Annotated in this window: 15 protein-coding genes and 2 pseudogenes; 2 read left to right on the top strand and 15 right to left on the bottom strand. The window is 54.7% G+C overall.

Annotation, left to right across the window (positions count from 1 at the left end):
• Window positions 1-70 precede the first annotated feature (70 nt).
• The 14 genes from rimM to ACK8P7_RS07320 form a co-directional block, all read right to left on the bottom strand.
• Window positions 71-595, bottom strand: a complete 525-nt coding sequence (gene rimM / locus ACK8P7_RS07385; protein ID WP_410043576.1) for a ribosome maturation factor RimM — start codon at window positions 593-595, stop codon at window positions 71-73.
• Between the two features lie 32 nt (window positions 596-627).
• Window positions 628-855 carry a KH domain-containing protein gene (locus ACK8P7_RS07380; RefSeq protein ID WP_410043575.1) on the bottom strand — a complete coding sequence of 76 codons (228 nt, stop codon included), beginning with the start codon at window positions 853-855 and terminating at the stop codon, window positions 628-630.
• 23 nt (window positions 856-878) lie between these two features.
• Complete coding sequence (gene rpsP, locus ACK8P7_RS07375; RefSeq protein ID WP_410043574.1) at window positions 879-1,118, bottom strand: 30S ribosomal protein S16; 240 nt, start codon at window positions 1,116-1,118, stop codon at window positions 879-881.
• A gap of 223 nt (window positions 1,119-1,341) precedes the next feature.
• Window positions 1,342-2,727, bottom strand: coding sequence for a signal recognition particle protein (ffh, locus tag ACK8P7_RS07370; RefSeq protein ID WP_410043573.1), 1,386 nt, complete (start codon window positions 2,725-2,727; stop codon window positions 1,342-1,344).
• Window positions 2,728-2,808: 81 nt separating this feature from the next.
• Window positions 2,809-3,123 carry a sigma factor-like helix-turn-helix DNA-binding protein gene (locus ACK8P7_RS07365; protein WP_410043572.1) on the bottom strand — a complete coding sequence of 105 codons (315 nt, stop codon included), beginning with the start codon at window positions 3,121-3,123 and terminating at the stop codon, window positions 2,809-2,811.
• A gap of 98 nt (window positions 3,124-3,221) precedes the next feature.
• Window positions 3,222-4,094, bottom strand: coding sequence for a signal recognition particle-docking protein FtsY (gene ftsY, locus ACK8P7_RS07360; protein ID WP_410043571.1), 873 nt, complete (start codon window positions 4,092-4,094; stop codon window positions 3,222-3,224).
• 282 nt (window positions 4,095-4,376) lie between these two features.
• Window positions 4,377-7,661, bottom strand: coding sequence for a chromosome segregation protein SMC (smc, locus tag ACK8P7_RS07355; RefSeq protein ID WP_410043570.1), 3,285 nt, complete (start codon window positions 7,659-7,661; stop codon window positions 4,377-4,379).
• The gene (gene rnc, locus ACK8P7_RS07350; protein ID WP_410043569.1) at window positions 7,642-8,349 is read right to left on the bottom strand and encodes a ribonuclease III; all 708 of its coding nucleotides are present in this window, start codon (window positions 8,347-8,349) and stop codon (window positions 7,642-7,644) included. Before rnc ends, smc begins: the two co-directional genes overlap by 20 nt.
• 299 nt (window positions 8,350-8,648) lie before the next feature.
• On the bottom strand, window positions 8,649-8,885 hold the full coding sequence (acpP, locus tag ACK8P7_RS07345; RefSeq protein WP_410043568.1) for an acyl carrier protein: 237 nt from the start codon (window positions 8,883-8,885) through the stop codon (window positions 8,649-8,651).
• Window positions 8,886-8,973: 88 nt separating this feature from the next.
• Window positions 8,974-10,026 (bottom strand): phosphate acyltransferase PlsX, encoded by a 1,053-nt coding sequence (plsX, locus tag ACK8P7_RS07340; protein ID WP_410043567.1) that lies wholly within the window; start codon window positions 10,024-10,026, stop codon window positions 8,974-8,976.
• A 201-nt stretch (window positions 10,027-10,227) separates the two neighbouring features.
• Entirely contained in the window at window positions 10,228-11,358 is a 1,131-nt protein-coding gene (locus ACK8P7_RS07335) for a GGDEF domain-containing protein (RefSeq protein WP_410043566.1), read from the bottom strand.
• Between the two features lie 247 nt (window positions 11,359-11,605).
• Window positions 11,606-13,696 (bottom strand): elongation factor G, encoded by a 2,091-nt coding sequence (locus tag ACK8P7_RS07330; RefSeq protein WP_410043565.1) that lies wholly within the window; start codon window positions 13,694-13,696, stop codon window positions 11,606-11,608.
• 201 nt (window positions 13,697-13,897) lie between these two features.
• Complete coding sequence (locus tag ACK8P7_RS07325; protein WP_410043564.1) at window positions 13,898-15,268, bottom strand: sodium-dependent transporter; 1,371 nt, start codon at window positions 15,266-15,268, stop codon at window positions 13,898-13,900.
• Window positions 15,269-15,485: 217 nt separating this feature from the next.
• Window positions 15,486-16,853 carry an NAD(P)/FAD-dependent oxidoreductase gene (locus ACK8P7_RS07320; RefSeq protein ID WP_410043563.1) on the bottom strand — a complete coding sequence of 456 codons (1,368 nt, stop codon included), beginning with the start codon at window positions 16,851-16,853 and terminating at the stop codon, window positions 15,486-15,488.
• 331 nt (window positions 16,854-17,184) lie between these two features.
• Here ACK8P7_RS07320 and ACK8P7_RS07315 point away from each other — a divergent pair.
• Window positions 17,185-17,346 (top strand): annotated as a pseudogene (locus tag ACK8P7_RS07315) (xanthine phosphoribosyltransferase); the annotation flags it as partial.
• Window positions 17,330-18,004: pseudogene (locus tag ACK8P7_RS07310) on the top strand (uracil-xanthine permease family protein); the annotation flags it as partial. The pseudogenes ACK8P7_RS07315 and ACK8P7_RS07310, both read left to right, overlap by 17 nt.
• Window positions 18,005-18,156: 152 nt before the next feature.
• Here ACK8P7_RS07310 and ACK8P7_RS07305 read toward each other — a convergent pair.
• Complete coding sequence (locus ACK8P7_RS07305) at window positions 18,157-19,512, bottom strand: hypothetical protein (RefSeq protein ID WP_410043562.1); 1,356 nt, start codon at window positions 19,510-19,512, stop codon at window positions 18,157-18,159.
• Window positions 19,513-19,686 lie beyond the last annotated feature (174 nt).

Below are 19,686 nucleotides of genomic sequence, written 5' to 3'. Positions count from 1 at the left end.
ATGAAGCCGGTTCTGCAGCGGACAGCCATCTGCTGTCCGTCGGAAACATTGGCATAGCCTGGTCCAGGTATCAGAGATCGAGGATGCCCGGAATCAGATGCACCTTCAGGAATCCCTGCTCTGGCTGTACGTCCGTGACGAACTGGCCGCGTACATACGGGATCATGAGGTCCTTCTTCTGATTCTCCACGATCAGCACATTATTCGCGCCGGTCTCGAGGATGTCCTTGACGGTGCCGAGGCACTCGCCGGACACATCGTCGAGGACGTCGATGCCGATCAGATCGCCGACGAAATACTCGCCTTCCTCGAGCGGGATCGCATCGGCGCGATCCACGTACAGCTCGCCGTGGCGGAACGGGAGGACATCATCGATCGAGTCGATGCCCTCGAATTTTACGATGGCCAGGTTTTTCGAGAAGCGCACGCGCTCGACGTGGAGCTCGCGCAGGTTTTCCATAGAACCGGAAAGATCCAGCCAGACTTTATCTAAATCGAAAAATCTGTCTGGATCCTCTGTCGTAGGATAAACCTTCACCTCGCCCTTGAGGCCATGGGTGGTAACAACTGTACCAACTCTCAGTTTTTCCTGCATATTAAATCCTTATGATCCGTAATCGGATGGTCTCAGCGGATGTCTACGGAAACCTTAACGTCAGCCTTGCTGGCAGCGGCAGACATCACTGAGCGAATCGCCTTGGCGATGCGACCGGAACGACCGATGACCTTTCCCATATCCTGCTCATTTACAGAGAGGGTGAGCACGATCTCGCCGTCCTTATCTTCCTCGACGACCTTGACGTCGTCCGGATTCTGCACCAGCGCCCGAGCAATCGTTTCGAGTAATTCCTTCATGAGGTCTCCTCTCGGCTAAATAATCAGCAGATACCAGCCTTCTTGAGGAGCTTTGCAACGGACTCGGTCGGCTGTGCACCGTTTGCAATCCACTGCTTCGCCTTCTCAGCGTCGATCTTGATCTCAGACGGCTCTACGCATGGATTGTAGGTACCGATCTCCTCGATGAAACGGCCGTTTCTCGGGGATCTGGAATCTGCTACGATAACTCTGTAAAACGGTGCGTGAATCTGTCCCATTCTTCTTAATCTGATCTTTAACATGTCTTTTTCTCCTGTTTTAAAAATAAATGTACATATATATGATTAACAGCAGTGCTGTTGAATCCTGTTACTTATCGGGAGGCCAATGTCATCGGCCTCTGTGCACGTACCCGCCCGGGGACGGTGCGGTTGCCTTCCGTGCTGCGTACGCTGTCCGGAAGGCTTATACGAACGGAAATTCCGTCCCGATTCCGAAAACTGCGATTCCTATTAAGAATCTTTATCAGAACGGAAACCGGCCACGGCCCAAGCCGCCGAGATTTCCGAGTCCGCCGAGGTTTCCGAAACCGCCGCGGCCATGCTTGCTGCGTATCGCACCGCCGAACTGCTTCATCATCTTCCGCATCTGCTCGAACTGCTTTACAAGGCGGTTCACCTCTGCGATATCGACACCCGCACCGCGCGCGATCCGACGCTTACGGGACGGATTGATGAGATCCGGGTTCGCTCTCTCCTTCGGTGTCATGGACTGGATGATCGACTTCACCTGATTCATCTTCTTCTCAGCATCGTCTGTATCGATGTCACCGAGCCCCGACATACCAGGCAGCAGCTTCATGATACCGCCGAAGCCGCCGAGCTTCTTCATCTGCTCCATCTGATCCATGAAGTCGTTGTAGTCGAACTTGCCACGGGTGATCTTTCCCATGGTCTCCTTCGTCTTATCCTCATCGATGTTCTTCTGTGCCTTCTCGATGAGAGAAAGGACATCACCCATGCCGAGGATACGACCCGCCATACGATCCGGATAGAACTGCTCGAGGTCGTCGAGCTTCTCGCCCATACCTAAGTACAGGATCGGCTTCCCGGTCATCGCCTTGATGGAAAGCGCCGCACCACCACGGGTATCACCATCACACTTCGTGAGGATCACACCGTCGATGCCCACCTTCTCAGTGAAGGTCTCGGCAACATTGACCGCTTCCTGACCGGTCATCGCGTCGACTGTGAGGACGGTCCACTGTACATCGACCGCCTTCTTGATGTTCTGGAGCTCATCCATGAGCTTCTCGTCGATCTGAAGACGACCCGCCGTATCGAGGATCACCACGTTGTAGTGCTGGGCCTTCGCCTCCTCGATGGCTCTCCGCGCGATCTCGACCGGGCTGATCTTGTCGCCCAGGGAGAAGAACGGAACCTTCACCTTCTCAGCATTGACACGCAGCTGATCGATCGCCGCCGGACGGTAGATATCGCAGGCGACGAGGACAGGCGTCCGGCCCGCCGACTTGAACTTTCCGGCCAGCTTCGCTGCCGTCGTGGTTTTACCGGCACCCTGAAGACCTACCATCATGATGACGGAAATCTCGCTCGCCGGACGAAGTGTGATCTCGGTGGTCTCCGAGCCCATCATCTCGGTCAGCTCGTCGTTGACGATCTTCACGACCGTCTGCGCCGGTGTGAGGCTGTTCAGCACCTCCTCACCGATGGCCTTTTCCTTCACCTTCGCGATGAATTCCTTCACCAGCTTGAAGTTGACATCGGCCTCGAGCAGTGCCATACGCACCTCGCGGAGCGCCTGATTGACATCGTCCTCGGAAAGCTTTCCCTTCCGACCGAGATTTGAAAATACATTACTTAATCGATCTGTCAGATTTTCAAATGCCATATACTCTCCTGCATTTTCAAACGTCTCTGTGCATCTGCGTCTGCCCCTCGTCCGGCCAATGCTTCTGGCCTTTACGCAGTCTCAGACGCCATCTATGATCTCACCCGCGAGGGCTCGAATCGCGTCATCTCCGCTTAGATCGAAGATCCGCTCCGCCTTCTCACGAATGCTCACCAGCTTATGCTGAAGTCCGAGGATTTCCTCTGTGCTTTGCAGCTTCTTATCCGCGCGACGGAACAGCTCCTGCGCTGCCTGCCGTGTGACGCCCAGCTCCTCACCGATCTCGGTGAAGCTCATGTCGTCCATGACATGGTACTCATATACCTTCCGCTGATTTTCATTCAGCAACCCGCCATACAGCTCGAAAAGGTTGCCGCGCACTACAAATTCATCCATAATCACCCTCAAACCTTTGCTAGTATAGCACATAAAAATATGCTGTCAACTATTTTTGTTGACAGCATATGAATGTCCCGTGGCCCGTTCTAAAGCTGTTAATCCGCGAAGATCGAGTCGACGTACTCCTTAGCATCAAAGCGGCGCAGGTCGGTGGCCTTTTCGCCGGTGCCGATGTACTTCACCGGAATACCGAGCTCGGACTGGACCGCGAGGGCGATGCCGCCCTTCGCGGTGCCATCCATCTTCGTGAGGATGATACCGGTCACCTGGCAGGCATCCTTGAAGATCTCCGCCTGTGACATCGCATTCTGCCCCGTCGTCGCATCCAGTACGACCAGGGTTTCACGGAAGCCCTCCGCGAACTCCTTATCGATGATACGGTTGATCTTTCCCAGCTCCTGCATCAGATTCTTCTTATTATGAAGACGACCCGCCGTATCGATGATCAGCAGATCCGCGTTCTTCGACTTGAAGGACTGCAGCGCATCAAACACCACCGCCGCCGGATCAGAACCCTCCTTCTGCGCGATGACATCCGTATCGATCCTCTTACCCCACTCCTTCAGCTGCTCGATCGCACCCGCACGGAAGGTATCCGCCGCCGCCAGGATCACCCGCTTTCCCTGACGCTGGAAGAAGTACGCCATCTTACCGATCGACGTCGTCTTGCCCACGCCATTGACACCGATGACCGAAATGATACTCTTCTGCCGCTCGAAATCATAGTAGGACTCATCCACACGCATCAGCTCATACAGATAGTCCCTCAGAATCTTCTTCACCTCACGCGTCGTATTCACACCCTGACGCTTCGCCTCCGACTTCACCGCATCAATGATCTTCAGCGTCGTCGTCACACCCACATCTGACATGATCATCGCATCTTCCAGATCCTCATAGAACGCGTCATCCGCGACCTCATTTGACTGGAATATATTATTAATTAATCTCGAGAAAAAATTTGCCATAGAAGCTCCTTTAGTCTTTCGTAATATATTTATCAAACAACAGAAAGTAACTGTCTCTTTTGTATTTATTTAAATCAAAACAAATGCTGTTTTATAAACCAACAGGAAAATTCGAGCCGTTATATGGGGCTGATTGCGAATTCAAAGAACAGGTTCTTCCGAATTGTACGTGTCCTGCCATACAGGCTTGCCTGTAATGGCAGGCACGAACAAGGCGGAAGGTTCTGTACTTTGAACTGAGTGAGTGCTCTCTGGGGGTGGTCCAGAATCCGTCTGGTTAAATCACGCGTCGAGCTGATCCGCGACGAGATCCACCGACACGAGCGTCGACACACCCTTCTCCTGCATGGTGATTCCGAACAGGCGATCCGCATTCTCCATGGTACCACGACGGTGCGTGATGACGATAAACTGCGTCTGGTTCAGATTATGCAGGTACTCGGCAAAACGCGAAACGTTCGAGTCGTCGAGTGCCGCCTCGATCTCGTCGAGGAGACAGAACGGCGACGGCTTCAGACACTGGATCGCAAAGAGCAGCGCGATCGCCGTCAGCGCCTTCTCGCCACCCGACAGCTGCATCATGTTCTGCAGCTTCTTTCCAGGCGGCTCGGCGATGATCGAAATCGAGGTCGTCAGCACATCCGGATCCGAAGTGTCGAGCTCCAGACGGCCCTGTCCGCCACCGAAGAGGATCTTGAAGGTCTTGTCAAACTCCACCTGGATGCGCTGGAAGTTCTCATTGAACTGCTTCCGCATGCCCTGGTCGAGCTCCTCGATGACCTTCCCGAGCGACTTCGCGGACTCCGTGAGGTCGAGGTACTGATTATTCAGGAACTCGTAACGCTCGCTGACCTCCTTATACTGCTCGATCGCGTCGACATTCACCGGACCGAGCGCCTTCAGCTGATTCTTCAGCTTCGACACGAGGGAACGCACCTCCGAGGTATTCTTATACTCCTCGGAATAGCGCTTCTTCGCTTCATCGAAGGTGAGCCCGTACTCGTCGAACATGTAGCTCGTGAGCTTGTCGATCTTTTCGTCGAGCTTCTCCTTCTTATTCTGCACACGCATCGACTCTTTCTCCATATCGAGCAGTCGCTGCGAGATCTCATCCTTGCGGCCGAAGAAGGACTTCCGCTCGGCGACGAGCTTCTCCTTCTCCTCCGTGGCCCGCGCTGTCTCCGCCTGGGCCTCTGCCGCCACGTTGTCTGCATGGACGATCAGATCCTGGAGCTCGGTGATGCGATCCGCCTTCTCTGCGAGCACCTGGTCGCTGTTCTGCTGCGCATCCTCCATCTCACCCTTCTCGGTCGTGAGGGCCTCGAGCTCGCCGTTCAGGCGGTGCAGGGTCTCCGTCACGAAGTCGGTACGGGTCGACAGGGACGAGTACTCGACATTGATCTGGGACGCGATCGCCATCGTCTTCGTGTTCTGATCGAGCTTCAACTGCTCGATCTCCTCGTGATGCGCCTCCACGGACGCCTTCGCGAGCGCACGACGGTTCTCGCCCTCGCTCAGCTTCGCACGCAGCTCCGCAGCCTGCTTCTCGCCCTCGAGCATCTGCGCCTCGATCTCGTCGAGCTCGCGCTTCCGGCCCATCAGATTCGAGCTGTTGCGGAAGGCACCACCCGAGATCGAACCGCCCGGATTCAGCTGCTCGCCCTCGAGCGTTACGATACGGAGGCTCTGCCGGTACTTCCGCTGGATCTGCAGTGCATTGTCAATGTTGTCGACCACCAGCACACGGCCCAGCAGGAACTCTGCGAGACTGATGTACTTTTTGTCGAGGTCAATGAGGTCGCACGCGAGTCCGATGGCGCCGCGCTCATGCGACGCCTGCTCACAGTTGTTATCGCGGCGTCCGCGAATGTTGCTGAGCGGGAGGAAGGTGGCACGTCCGTAGCGGTGCTGCTTCAGGAACTGGACCATGTCCTTCGCCGTAGCTTCGTCCTCGGTGACGACGTTCTGAATCGCGCCGCCGAGGGCCGTCTCGATCGCCGTCTCGTACTTCGCCGGGACCTCGATGAGGTCTGCTACGACGCCGAGGATGCCGCGTCTACGGTCACGCTGGTCCATGACCATCTTGACCGCATTGCCGTAGCCCTCATAGCGCTCCGCGAGGTTACGCAGGGTCTCGAGGCGGTTCTTGAGACGATCGAGCTCACGGTTCTTCTCGACGATCCGCTCACGCAGCTGCTGATTCTCGGTGCCGAGCCGATCCACCAGCGCGGTATCACTCGCGATGATGGCATTGACCTCCTCGAGGCGCTGACCGAGCGCGGCGAGCTCCTTCCGCTGGTCCTCGATGTTCGTGAGGAAGTGGTCGTTCTTCACCGGGGAGCTCGACTCGGCTTCCTTCACCGGACGCTCCTCGAGCTCGAAGTCCGGGCCCATGCAGCTCGACACGGTGAGCTCGGTCTCGTCCATCGTGGAGCCGATCATCTCGAGATCGAGATCGATGTTTTCCATCATCTCGTCGGTCGCCGCCTTGTTGTCACGGATGAAGGTGATCTGATCACGGATCCAGCGAAGAAGACTCCGGTTATCCTCGATCTGCGCGATACGGTCGAACACGTCCTTTCCGAGGGCGTTGATTCGCTGCGTGTAGTGCAGTGCGTTGTTCTTTTCGGTGTTGATCTGCTCGTTCAGGACATCGATCTGTCCCTGGAGGTTTGTTTTCAGGACATCCGACTGACTGACGGTATCCTTCGCCTGCTGAAGCTTCTCATCGAGGGCGTGAATCTGCTCCTCGAGCGCGTTGTACTTGCCATTCAGCTGCTCGGACTCCTGCTTGATTGCGGCGAGGTCCTGCTCGACGGTGTCTGCACTCGCATTTACCGTGTCTAGGCCTTTCAGCGTGTCCTCCATGTCGCGTACGAAAAGGTTCGCGTCGGCGTTTACGAGCTCGTCACGGATCGAAAGGTACTCGCGGGCCTGCTCGGACTGGCGCTTCAGCGGGCCGACCTGGCGCTCGAGCTCGGTGAGGATGTCCGTCACACGCGTGAGGTTCGCTTCCTCGTCGCTGAGCTTCTTCTCGGCAAGGGCCTTCCGGCGCTTGAACTTCACGATACCGACGGCCTCATCGAAGAGGTCACGACGCTCCTCCGGCTTACCGGAGAGGATTTTGTCGACCTGCCCCTGTCCGATGATGGAGTAGCCGTCCTTACCGATACCGGTATCGTAGAAAAGCTCGTTGATGTCCTTCAGACGACACTCGGTGCCGTTCAGCATGTACTCGGACTCGCCCGAGCGGTAGAGGCGACGGGAAACCGTGACTTCATCGTAATCGATGTTCAGGATGCGGTCCGAATTATCGAGGGTGATCGCCACGAAGGCCGAGCTCTGCGGGCGGCGGAGCTGTGTGCCGGCGAAGATGACATCCTGCATGGAGCTTCCACGCAGCTGCTTCACCTTCTGCTCACCGAGTACCCAGCGCACCGCGTCGGAGATGTTCGACTTTCCGGAGCCGTTCGGGCCGACGATGCCCGTGATGCCCTTACTGAAATCCAGGACGGTCTTGTTCGCAAAGGACTTGAAGCCCTGAATCTCAATAGATTTTAAATACATAACCTGTTTCCGCCTTTATGCGCTTGAGTGTCTGGTACGCTGCGCCCTGCTCGCCCTTCTTTTTACTGGAGCCCTCGCCGATCCCGTAGGCCTCTCCATCAATCACTGCCTCGACTCGATAGTAGCGGTCGTGACATGGACCGGATTCCTCGATAACACGGTACTCGAGGGACTTTTTATTCTGTGACACGTACTCCTGAAGCACCGTCTTCGCATCACGATAGAGCCCTGCGTTCTCGATGTCGCAGAGCACGAAACGACGCACGAACTTCTCCGCCGGTGCGAAGCCACCATCGAGGTACATCGCGCCGATCACGGACTCGAAGGCGTCGGAAATGACGGAATCCCGACGGTTGATGCCCTCGCGCGCCTCGCCCTTTCCGAGGATGATGTAATCACCAAGGTTCACCTTTCGGGCTGCCTCTGCGAGCGTCGGCTCACATACCAGTGCGGCACGAATCTTGGTCATGACACCCTCCTGAATCACCGGACGGCGGTTAAAAAGAAAAACGCTGGAAACCAGCTCCAGCACAGCATCCCCGAGAAACTCCAGACGCTGATTCGAAGCCTCCTTCGGTTCTCCGCTCTCATTACTATACGAAGGATGCGTCAACGCATGCTTCAGAAGAGACACATCCCGGAAGCGATAACCGATCGCCTCCTGTAATACATCTAAATTCTGTTCCATAAAACTCCTTTTAGGATCGTCATTACACAGAAGTCGGAGGTACAGTATGCACGAGCTTGCGCATTCAAAGAACAGGTTCTTCAGAGATGTCCGTGACTGACAGATTGGCTTGCCTGTATGTCAGTCACGAACAGCGCTGAAGGTTCTGTACTTTGAACTAAGGCTGATCACGGGGGTGCGCCTAAAGCGCGGGGTCCCCCGTGATGCCCTAGTGGCGAACGCATTCAGAGTTTTGCCGTAGGCAAAACATCTTCAGCGCCGTGCATACTGTGCTCCGACTTCGTCCGCTTGATTAAGAATTACTGATTGACCGCTTCCCGGATGGCGTCGACCGCGTCCTGAACGGTGCTCATGTGCTCAGTGGCGTCATCCGGCACCTGGATACCGAAGGTATCCTCGATGGCCATCACGACCTGTACGACATCGAGGGAGTCCATCTCGAGGTCATCCACGAAGCGAGCCTCCGGGGTGATCTTCGCAGGATCCACACGCGGTACCTCATTCACGATAATCTGCTTCAGCTTCTCAAATTCCATGGTTTCTCCTATCTGTTTATGGGGTCTGACCCCATAAACTTCAACTTTAGATTTTGTTTATAAAAATTTAATGGGGTCAGACCCCCTTTTACGGCTGCGCGGCTTCTTCCGCACGGGCGTTCTCGGCTTCGATGCTGGCGGCGATCTTCTGCACCGCGTCGGCGTGGACGAAGTCGTAGCACTGCTGGATGGCGTGTGTGATTTCGCGACCGTCGGTGTTACCGTGCACCTTTACGACGAGGCCACGGAGACCGAGGATCGGTGCACCGCCATACTGCTTCGCATCAAATTTCTTCAGCGTACCCTTGAGTGTGCCCTTAATGAGGGCACCGCCGATGAGTGAGATCGGGGTGGACTTGATGGCACTCATGATCTCACCGAGGAGCATCTTACCGACGCCCTCATACATCTTCAGGATACAGTTGCCGACGAAGGCGTCACATACGACGACGTCGCAGGCACCGAAGGAAATCTCACGTGCCTCGCAGGAACCGATGAAGTTGATGTCCTTCACTTCCTTTAGGAGCGGCATGGTCTCCTTCACGAGGGCATTGCCCTTCTCCTCCTCGGCACCGACATTGACGAGGCCGACCGTCGGGTTCTGGATACCGCAGACCTCCTTCATATAGATGGAGCCCATCTTCGCGTACTGGACCAGCCACTCCGGCTTGGCGTCAACATTGGCACCACTGTCGAGAAGCAGGGTCACGCCCCTGCTGGTCGGAATCAGTGCGCCGAACGGTGGACGTGGCACACCCTTCGCACGTCCGATGATGAGCTGACCACCGGCGAGAATCGCGCCACTGGAGCCCGCGGAAATGAAGGCATCCGCATGGCCCTCCTTCACGAAATGAAGACCCTTCACGATGCTGGAATCCTTCTTGCGACGGATTGCAAGCACCGGTGCCTCATGCAGAGAAATCACCTCCGCCGCATCACAGATCTCGACACGCGCCGCGAGATCCGCCTCCGACACCCCGGCTGCCTTCGCACTCTTCTGAAGCTCCTCCTTCAGAAGTCCCTCCGGACCGAAAAGAAAAAGCTTCGTATCTTTCGTAGCTGCAAGGGAACGAAGCGCACCATCCATGATCGCGGAAGGCGCTTGATCACCACCCATACAGTCGATTGCTATTCTGACCATAATACTCCTTTTTGTTCGAGAACTGCCGTATCCGGAATTTCGTGCTGCTATTCATCGCTATCGCTCAGACTCTGGATGCAAACATCTCGAATTTAACATCAAAACATCATTTTATTCTAATATGAACACAGTCATTTTGCAAGAATTGCATTTAAGGTTCAGGCAGGCCCTCCGGGGCTCTGAAAGCATGAAATCACGTAATCACGCATGTATCAGCTGATGATAGCGTCGCTTCTCCTCATACATCCGCTCGTCCATCTCGCGGAGGAAGGTTTCGGTGTCACTCGGGTCGAGCTTCGCATAACCCATCGAGACGCTGATCTTAAACGGCTCCGCACCGGAGCGGTTGAAGACATCGAGGCGACGGTTGATTTCCGTCATGGTCGCGAAGACCTCGTTCGAGTCCTCGCAGATCAGCAGCGCCACGAACTCATCACCAGCATAGCGGATCGGAATTCCCCCGTCCGGAAGAGCCTTCGAGAGGATATTGCCCATCACGCGGATCGCCTGGTCCCCCATGCTGTGACCGTAGTGGTCGTTGATCTGCTTGAAGTCATTGACATCCATCATGATCCCGAAGACGGATAAACGCGATAGTCTTTCCTTATTTGCGAGCACACGGTCGAGGTAACGTCGGTTATAGAGTCCCGACAGCGAGTCCGTCGAGATATTCTCGGAGTACACCTGCATCTGCACGAAGGTAAGCGAAATGGCGACCGAAATCCAGGAGCTCGTGATGCCATAGCACAGGAACTGAATGACGATACCGAGCACGCAAGGTCCTATGAAGTAGAAAATCGGGAAGAAATCGAGGTTTATGCCTACTTCCCTCGAGTGATATACGAGGTAAATGCTGTAGAGCAGATACAGATAAACCGAGGTAAAACCGATGATCGAGTAGAAGCCGCGGCTGTACATATTGTCCGCTGAAATCGTAAACATGAAGCCGTTCCCGCACAGGTTATACAGGAGACAGCCGAACTCGAACAGGAGCGGGAGCGCGACGTAGCGGAGGTTCCGCCGATACCGCGCATGGTTCTTATAGATATGCAGGTCGACATAGAGACACCAGAGGAAACCGATAACGACCGTGCCCATATACGCAAGGCTGTTCGTGAGATAGTTCAGGAAGCGCGCGCCGACGAAGCTCTGCCCATCCACGAGGAACGTGAGGGTGTCATTCACGGCCCCCAGCAGCGTGATGAGCGTCATCCAGTCATAGATTCGATCATCCCCATGTATGCTCTCTCTGTTTCGATGGCGGCAATACAACAGAAACGCCATCATGATGATAGCGGTGCCATTCACCATAAAAATCTCTTCAAAAATCATAGTTTTGTCCTGCTCAATCTCTTTATTTCATTCAGTAAATCGACACTTTTGCTCTTAAAGTATAAAATTTCGACGCCTTTAATGCAATTCGAATGCAGAAATTTACGTGAAAAAACAGGCAGTTGTTTGGCCAATGTTTCTGCAGGAGCGTCTATCACCGCCCGCTGTGCCCTGTTTATTCGGCAAAAAACGGGCAATGCCTGATGTAGACATTGCCCGAATATGGTTTACTACGTATGACAGTGGCTTAGTTTCCCTGTGCTGCGTTCTCCTCTACGATCTGGTTCTGAACGTCGCCCGGTGCCTGCTCATAGCGAGCGAAGCTGTACTCATAATCGCCGGTACCGCCGGTCATGGAACGAAGGTCGGTGCCGTAGCCGTACAGATTGGACATCGGAACCTCCGCCTGGATGACCTGCTTGCCATGGCCGATCGACTCCATACCGAGGACTCTGCCGCGGCGCTTCGTCATATCACCCATGATATCGCCGGTATTGGCATCCGGAACCGTGACCTTGATGGACGCGATCGGCTCGAGAAGGATCGGCTGACACTTCATGAAGGCATCCTTAAACGCCATGTTCGAGGCCGTCTTGAACGCCATATCGGAGGAATCAACCGGATGGTAGGAACCATCGAGGAGGATCGCCTTCACACCGACTACCGGATATCCGGCCAGAGGACCCTTCTCACAGCCCTCCTGTACGCCCTTCTCAACCGCCGGGAAGTAGTTCTTCGGAACGGATCCGCCGAATACCTTCTCCTCGAATACGTATGGATGATCGAGATCACCGGACGGCTCGAACTGCATGATGACATCACCGAACTGGCCGTGTCCGCCGGACTGCTTCTTATATCTGCCCTGTATCTTCGCGCTCTTCTTGATGGTCTCACGATATGCGAAACGAGGCTTCGACAGGACGAGGGTTACGTTGTAGCGCTCCTTGATCTCAGAAGCCACGACGTCGAGCTGCTGGTCGCCGATACCATAGATGAGGGACTGACGGTTCTCCGGATCGGAAACGGTCTTGAGGGTCTTATCCTCTTCCATCATGCGGGCGAGAGCGGTCGCGAGCTTATCTTCCTCGGTCTTATTCTCGGCAGCGTATGCCTTAAAGGTATAGGGGGTCGAGAACTGCGGGCCGTGGTACATGATCGGCGCATTACGAACTGCCATTGTATCACCGGTCGCCGTGACGCTGAGCTTCGCAACGGCACCGATATCACCGGACCTAAGCTCCGGAACCTCGATGGATTCCTTACCGCGGAGAACGTAGATCTTACCGATCTTCTCGGTGGTTTCCTTATTTACGTTATAGACCTCAGTGTTCGGCTTCAGGGTACCCGTGCAGACCTTCATGAGGGAGTACTTTCCGAGGAACGGATCCACGATAGTCTTCCATACCTTCGCAGTCAGGGTTACATCAGAATTATACTTCGCGGTGAAACGCTCGCCGTTCGATACATCGACGCCGACGGTTTCGAACTCGTCCGGTGCCGGGAAGTACTTGTCGATGACCTGAAGAAGGACATTGAAGCCCTGTACGTTTACGCCGGAGCCCATGAGCACCGGAACCATGCTGCAGGTCTTCACGTTCTGACGAAGTGCGGTCTGGATCTCCTCGACGGTGAACTCCTCACCACCGAAATACTTCTCCATGAACTCGTCGGAGGTCTCTGCAACGGCCTCCAGAAGAGCATTTCTTGCGATACCGAGGTTCTTCTTAACGTACTCTGGGATCTCACAAGGCTCATACTCGTTCGGCTTCGTGAACTTACGGCCCTCCATCTTTACGACATTTACGAGGCCGACAAACTTCTCATTTTCGCGGATCGGGATCTGGAACGGTGCGACGGAACGTCCGAACTGCTTCTCCAGATTCAGTACCAGCTGACGGAAGGATGCGTGATCGTCATCCATGTTCGTCACGAAGAAAAGACGTGGGATGCGGAACTTCTCACAGATGTCCCATGCTCTCAGTGTGCCCGGCTCGATGCCAGCCTTACAGTTCACCACGATGATGGCAGCATCCGCTACAGAAATCGCTTCCTCCACCTCGCCCACGAAATCAAAATAACCCGGAGTGTCCAGTATATTGATCTTGAGATCTCCGTGCTCACCCTTATACTCGATCGGAACGGTGGTTGCGGAAATCGAAAACTTTCTCTTGATTTCTTCCTTGTCGTAATCCGAAACTGTGTTGCCCTCAGGGACGCTTCCCATCCGGGTGGTGGTGCCGGTGACATAGGCCAGAGCCTCTGCTACGGTCGTCTTACCTGCGCCGCCATGTCCCAAAAGAACAACGTTACGTATGTTTCCGGTGTCATATACCTTCATAAGTCTTTCCCTCCTGTGCATACGAAGTATTCATTAGTTAGTATTCTACTAAAAAATAAAGCCTAATACAAGAAATTTGTGAATTTTATACCAAATCAGATGGAGGTTTATTAGAGTTCAGACAGGTGGCCGGAATCGGATCCGTGAACAAAAAAAGCTGGCGCAGAAGCGTCAGCTTTTTAATCGTTACGAGGTAAAATCTTACATCGAGATCCAGCCGAAGGCGTTTGCGATCGAGCTGATCAGGATGATGGCGGCGAAGACCGGGCAGAGGAAGCGGATCATGAAAGCGAAGATCTTCTTCCGCTTGAACGGTGCACCGTCTGCGGTGACCTCCGCTTCGATCTTCTCTACACCGATCACTCTTGAGACGAGCAGGCAGGTGGCGATCGCGGCGATCGGCATCATGACGGTGTTCGTGAGGAAATCGAAGAAATCCAGGAACTGCATGCCGATGATGGTGACCTCTGCGAGTGGACCGTAGCCGAGGGCGGACAGGGTGCCGAGGGATACGATGATGAGGCCGATGATGGTCGTCGACTTCTTACGGCTCCACTTGAACTCATCCTCGAAGGTCGAAACCGCACTCTCGGTCAGCGCGATGGAGCTGGTGAGGGCCGCGAAGAGCACCAGCACGAAGAACATCACACCGGTCAGGGTTCCGAAGCCCATACTTGCGAAGACCTTCGGGATCGTGATGAACATGAGAGACGGACCCGCCTGAAGGGTCGCGGCATCTCCGCCGCTGAAGGCAAAGACCGCCGGGATGATCATGAGACCCGCCATGATGGCGATCGCGGTATCGAAGATCTCAACCTGCTCGGTCGCCGCTTCGATTTCGGTTTCCTTCCGCATGTAGGAGCCGAAGGTGACAAGGATACCCATGGCGATCGACAGGGAGTAGAACATCTGGCCCATCGCGGTTACGACGGTCATCCAGGAGAAGTTCTTCACATTTGGTACGAGGAAGTACTTCACGCCCTCGAAGGCACCTGGTCTCGTCACGGAATAGACGGCGATGATCACGGACAGCACGACGAGAATCGGCATCATAAGCTTCGAAACACGTTCGATTCCGTTCTGTACACCGGCATAGATGATGGCGATGACGACGACGGAAAAGACGATGAAGCAGATTTCCGGTGAAAGCCCGTTGGAAATAAACTCGCCGAAATAACCGTCCTGCGCGACGAGCTGTGTCTGCCCGCCGAGGTACTCGGCGAGGTACTTGATGACCCAGCCGCCGATGACAGAGTAATATGGCACGATGAGGATCGGAATGATCGCATTGATCCAGCCACCGAGGGAAAGCCACTTCGACTTTCCGAAGCTGTCATACGCACCGACCGGGCTCTTCTTCGTCATACGACCGAGTGCGGTCTCAGCGATGATCATCGTATAACCGAAGGTCATCGCGAGAAAAATGTAGACGATCAGGAAGATACCTCCACCATACTTCGCCGCGAGGTATGGGAATCGCCAGATATTACCAAGTCCTACCGAAGCGCCTGCTGCCGACAGAACGAAACCGATCTTGCCGGAGAACGAGCTTCTCTTTTTATGCTGATTCATAATCACATGTCTCCCTTTAATTTAAAGCACTAAAGTCAAACATTAACATAAAGAGAAGTTATAAACAAGGCTTTGCATGAAATTTACTTCTGTCTTCTATAGCTTAAACACAGCAGTTCAGGCAAGGACCCCTGCCTGAACTGTTATATTCGAGATGGTTGCGTAAAAAGACCGGCAACTGCAGCAAAGAACTACAGTTGCCGGTCCGGTGCTCTCTTTATTTCGTCAGCTGACGTGCGACATATACGCCACTGGCGGAGGCGTGCGACAGGGAGTGGGTGATACCACTGCCGTCCCCGATGACGTAGAGTCCGTCGTGACGGGTCATGAGGTTCTCGTCGACCTCGACCTCCATGTTGTAGAACTTGACCTCGACACCATAAAGCAGGGTGTCGTCATTTGCAGTACCTGGTGCGACCTTATCGAGGGCGTAGATCATCTCGATGATGCCGTCGAGGATACGCTTCGGAAGCACGAGGCTCAGGTCACCGGCAGCAGCATTCAGCGTCGGAACCGTGAAGGATTCCCGGATACGCTGCTCGGTACTGCGCTTACCACGGATAAGATCGCCGAAGCGCTGCACGATCACACCGCCGCCGAGCATGTTGCTGAGACGCGCGATACTCTCACCATATTCGTTCGAATCCTTGAATGGCTCGGAGAAGTGCTTCGCCACGAGCAGGGCGAAGTTCGTATTCTTCGTTTGCTTCGCGGGATCCTCATAGCTATGGCCGTTTACGGTGACGATCCCGTTGGTGTTTTCATTGACCACGGCACCCTTCGGATTCATACAGAAGGTACGGACGTTATCCTCGTACTTCTCGGTACGGTAGACGATCTTACTCTCGTAGAGCTCGTCGGTGAGGTCTGAGAAGATCTCGGCCGGCAGCTCGACACGTACGCCGAGGTCCACACGGTTCGAGTTCGTCGGGATCTCGAGGTCCGCACAGACCTTCTCCATCCACTTACTGCCGCTTCGACCAGCTGAAATCACGCACTTCTTTCCTTCGAAGGAGCGCTCACCACTGTAGATCTTATAGCCCTCTTCGGTCTTCTCGACGGTGTCGATGCAGCAGTCGAAGTAGAAATCGACCTTATCCTTCAGGTGATCGTAGAGATGCTCGAGCACGACATAGTTGATGTCGGTGCCGAGATGACGTACGGAGGCATCGAGGAGATGGAGACCATGCTGCATGCAGGTCTTCTTAAACTTCGTGCCGGCTGTCGAGTAGAGCTTCGTACCCTCGCCGCCGAACTTGAGGTTGATCTTGTCGACATACTCCATCAGCTCGATGGCAGTTTTCTTTCCGATATACTCGTAGAGCGTGCCGCCGAAATCGTTCGTGATGTTGTACTTTCCATCCGAGAAAGCACCGGCACCACCGAAACCGCTCATGATCGAGCAGCAGTTACAGTGAATACAGGATTTGATCTTTTCACCATCGATCGGGCACTTACGACGGCTGAGCTCGTGACCGTGCTCGAAAATCGCGATCTTCAGATCAGGACGGCGCTCGATCAGCTCGTAGGCAGTGAAAATACCACCCGGGCCCGCACCGATAATTAAGACATCATACATACTCATAGGATTACCTCCAAAAATAAAAATCATTCATATATGCCGGTTTTCAGACTACCGCCTGCGCTTCGTTACGGACGCGAGACGTATCGCTGCTGTTTGCGAGCGGTTTCGTTCGGATTCATCACTTCTTTACGGAGGCGTGAAGCCCCCTCGAGACGCTCTGCATGCGTGTGAAATGGCATAAAAAAAGCTGACTATCGTGATGGTAGTCAAGCTGTTTGGCGCCTGGTAGAAACGTCTGCCCGTTTTGCAGACTATACCTTTATAAGTATAGCACAGTCTGTCAACTTTCGAAACGCTGTTTTGAGCAATGCCTACATCCGGCACCATGCGTATGGACATCGTCGCACAGGCCGGCGGCACGGTCGAGGGCATCGGCATCGCGGTTGAGAAGGGCTTCCAGCAGGGCGGACGGATTATCCGTAACCTCGGATATCAGCTCGAGTCGCTCGCCATCGTCGAGAGCATGGACGCAGAGCATGGTCGACTTCTCTTCTCTTGCGGGCACCTCGATCATCGCGATCCCGCAGCTGATGCCGTTCCATATGGAGTTCCGTGCGGATGCGATCTTTCCGACCATCCTGATCTTCCTGGTGTCCGCGACAGAGACCATCGGTGATACTTCAGCGCTGGCAGCGTCTGGCCTTGGTTGTGATGCGACGGAAAAGGAAACCTCCGGCTCCATCTGCTGCGACGGCTTCATCAGCTCGCTGTCCTCGCTCTTCGGCTGCCTGCCGATCACCTCGTTCAGCCAGAACGTCGGACTCGTCGCGATGACGAAGGTCGTCAACCGTTTCACCATCGCGACCGGCGCTGTGATCATGATTCTCGCCGGGATCTTCCCGATGTTCGGTGCGCTTCTCGCGACCCTTCCGGATGCCGTACTCGGTGGCTGCACCATCATGATGTTCGGCACCATCGTCGTCAGCGGCCTTCAGATGATCAGTAAGTGCGGCTTCTCACAGCGAAACACCGTCATCGCGGCCCTGTCGCTCAGTATCGGACTCGGCTTCACCCAGTGCCAGGACCGCTTCGCGATCTTCCCGGATATCATCCAGACCGTCTTCGCGCAGAACTGCGTCGCAGTCGTCTTCGTCGTGGCGATCATTCTGAACCTGATCCTCCCGGCCAACATGGAAGCGGTACAGGAGTAATCTATATCCACCGGCAGTTTATGGGGTCTGACCCCATAAACTGAAACTTTAGATTTTGTTTATAAAAATTTAATGGGGTCAGACCCCATGACGAAGAAAAAAAGAGGGATGCGACGCATCCCTCTTTTCTTATAAACCGTTCTATGTTGATCTCAACGGATCAGTACGCCGTTCGATCCGAAGACGCGGACGCGTCCGTCGATGTACTTCGTGCCGGTCGTCATCACACCGCGCGGGTTACCGCTGTTCGGGTCGAGGTAGTAGTACGCACCGTTCAGGTTCAGCCATCCGGTCATCACGGCCCCATAGCTGCCATCATGATTCGGATTGAGATAGTACCACTGGCCGTTTACATTGAGCCAGCCCGTCTGAAGGGCGCCGAAGGTACCGTCGTGGTTCGGATTCAGGTAGAACCAGCGACCGCCATCCTGCTGCCAGCCGGACAGGAGGCGTCCGTAGCTGCCGTCATGTGCCTGATTCAGAAGGAACCAGTGCCCCGTCGGATCCTGGATCCAGCCTGCCATCATCGCGCCGCTCTGCGGATTGCAGTAGTACCAGTTGCTGCCGTCGTAAACCCAGCCGGTCATCATGCGACCGTTACTAAAGTAGTACCAGTAGTTGTTGATCACCTGCCAGCCGTTGCTGCCTACGCTTCCACCGGTCGACGGGGAGGTGGTGCTGCCGGAGCCGCCGCTGCGTGCGAGTACATCGTACCAGGTCGCATAGTCGGTGAAGTACTCGTCGGTGTCGATACCGGTGATGCCGCTGGAGATGTAAACCCATTTACTCGGCGCGAGGTGCGGGTTCGAGCTCTTCGCATCCGCCGCCCGGATCGCGATGCCGCGGATATAGGCGGACTGCTTATACTTGTTACTGCCGGTGTACTGCTTGTTGTAGCTGCCGACCTGGATTGTGGAGCCGGTGACGCTGCCGCCCTTCGTCCGGTACTCGCCGTCCTGATCGACGTAGCTCACCACGAACTCGATCTTCGAAGCGCCGTTTTTGTTAATGCTTACAGAGGTGTCCCGCCCGCTGGACTGGGTCTTCGATTTGCTGCCCTTCACACTGTCAAAATCTGTTTCGAAGGACGGTGCCGCGAGACGGACATATGGATAGGCCTTGAACTTGATGGTCAGTTCACTGTCGTCCCAGTCGCTCGTCGTTTTCTTCGTGATTTCCGTGATGCCGTTTCCGGTCACCTGGATGCTGTTCGCGTTCGGGAAGTAGTAGCCCCGGTCTGCGGTGAGGGTCAATGTATAGCTCACCGGGTTCTTACCTGAAGCGAGGGAAGTGTCGCTGGCGGATACGGTGCAGTCGTACACCTCATAGCCATACTGGGAGCTAATGTCGATCGTCGGTTCGTTGTAGCCATCCGCGATGTTCGTGTCGCCGTCGATCGTAAAGGTGAAATTCACGGAGTTGATCGCCGTAGCTGCCAGTGCGGTGAATGAGGTCAATGCCGCGAAAACAACAGCCGAAGCGAAAAGTTTAAATGTACGGTGCTTCATAGGATGCTCCTTTCATCATAGAGTGCAAAGGCAGTCGGCATAAGTAAGCGAGAGGGCCTGCTGCGTGTCGGCTTCGCATCGAACCTGCAATTGCGAACATGATAGATAAAAATATCTTCTTCTATCATCCATATTACAGAATAAAATTCTTGATATCAATATCGCACATCTTAC

The sequence above is a fragment of the Oribacterium sp. P9 genome (assembly GCF_046365365.1).
Taxonomy (GTDB): Bacteria; Bacillota; Clostridia; order Lachnospirales; family Lachnospiraceae; genus Oribacterium.
The sequence above is the reverse complement of the archived record's forward strand: the minus strand, read 5'-3'. Positions and strand labels throughout refer to the sequence as shown.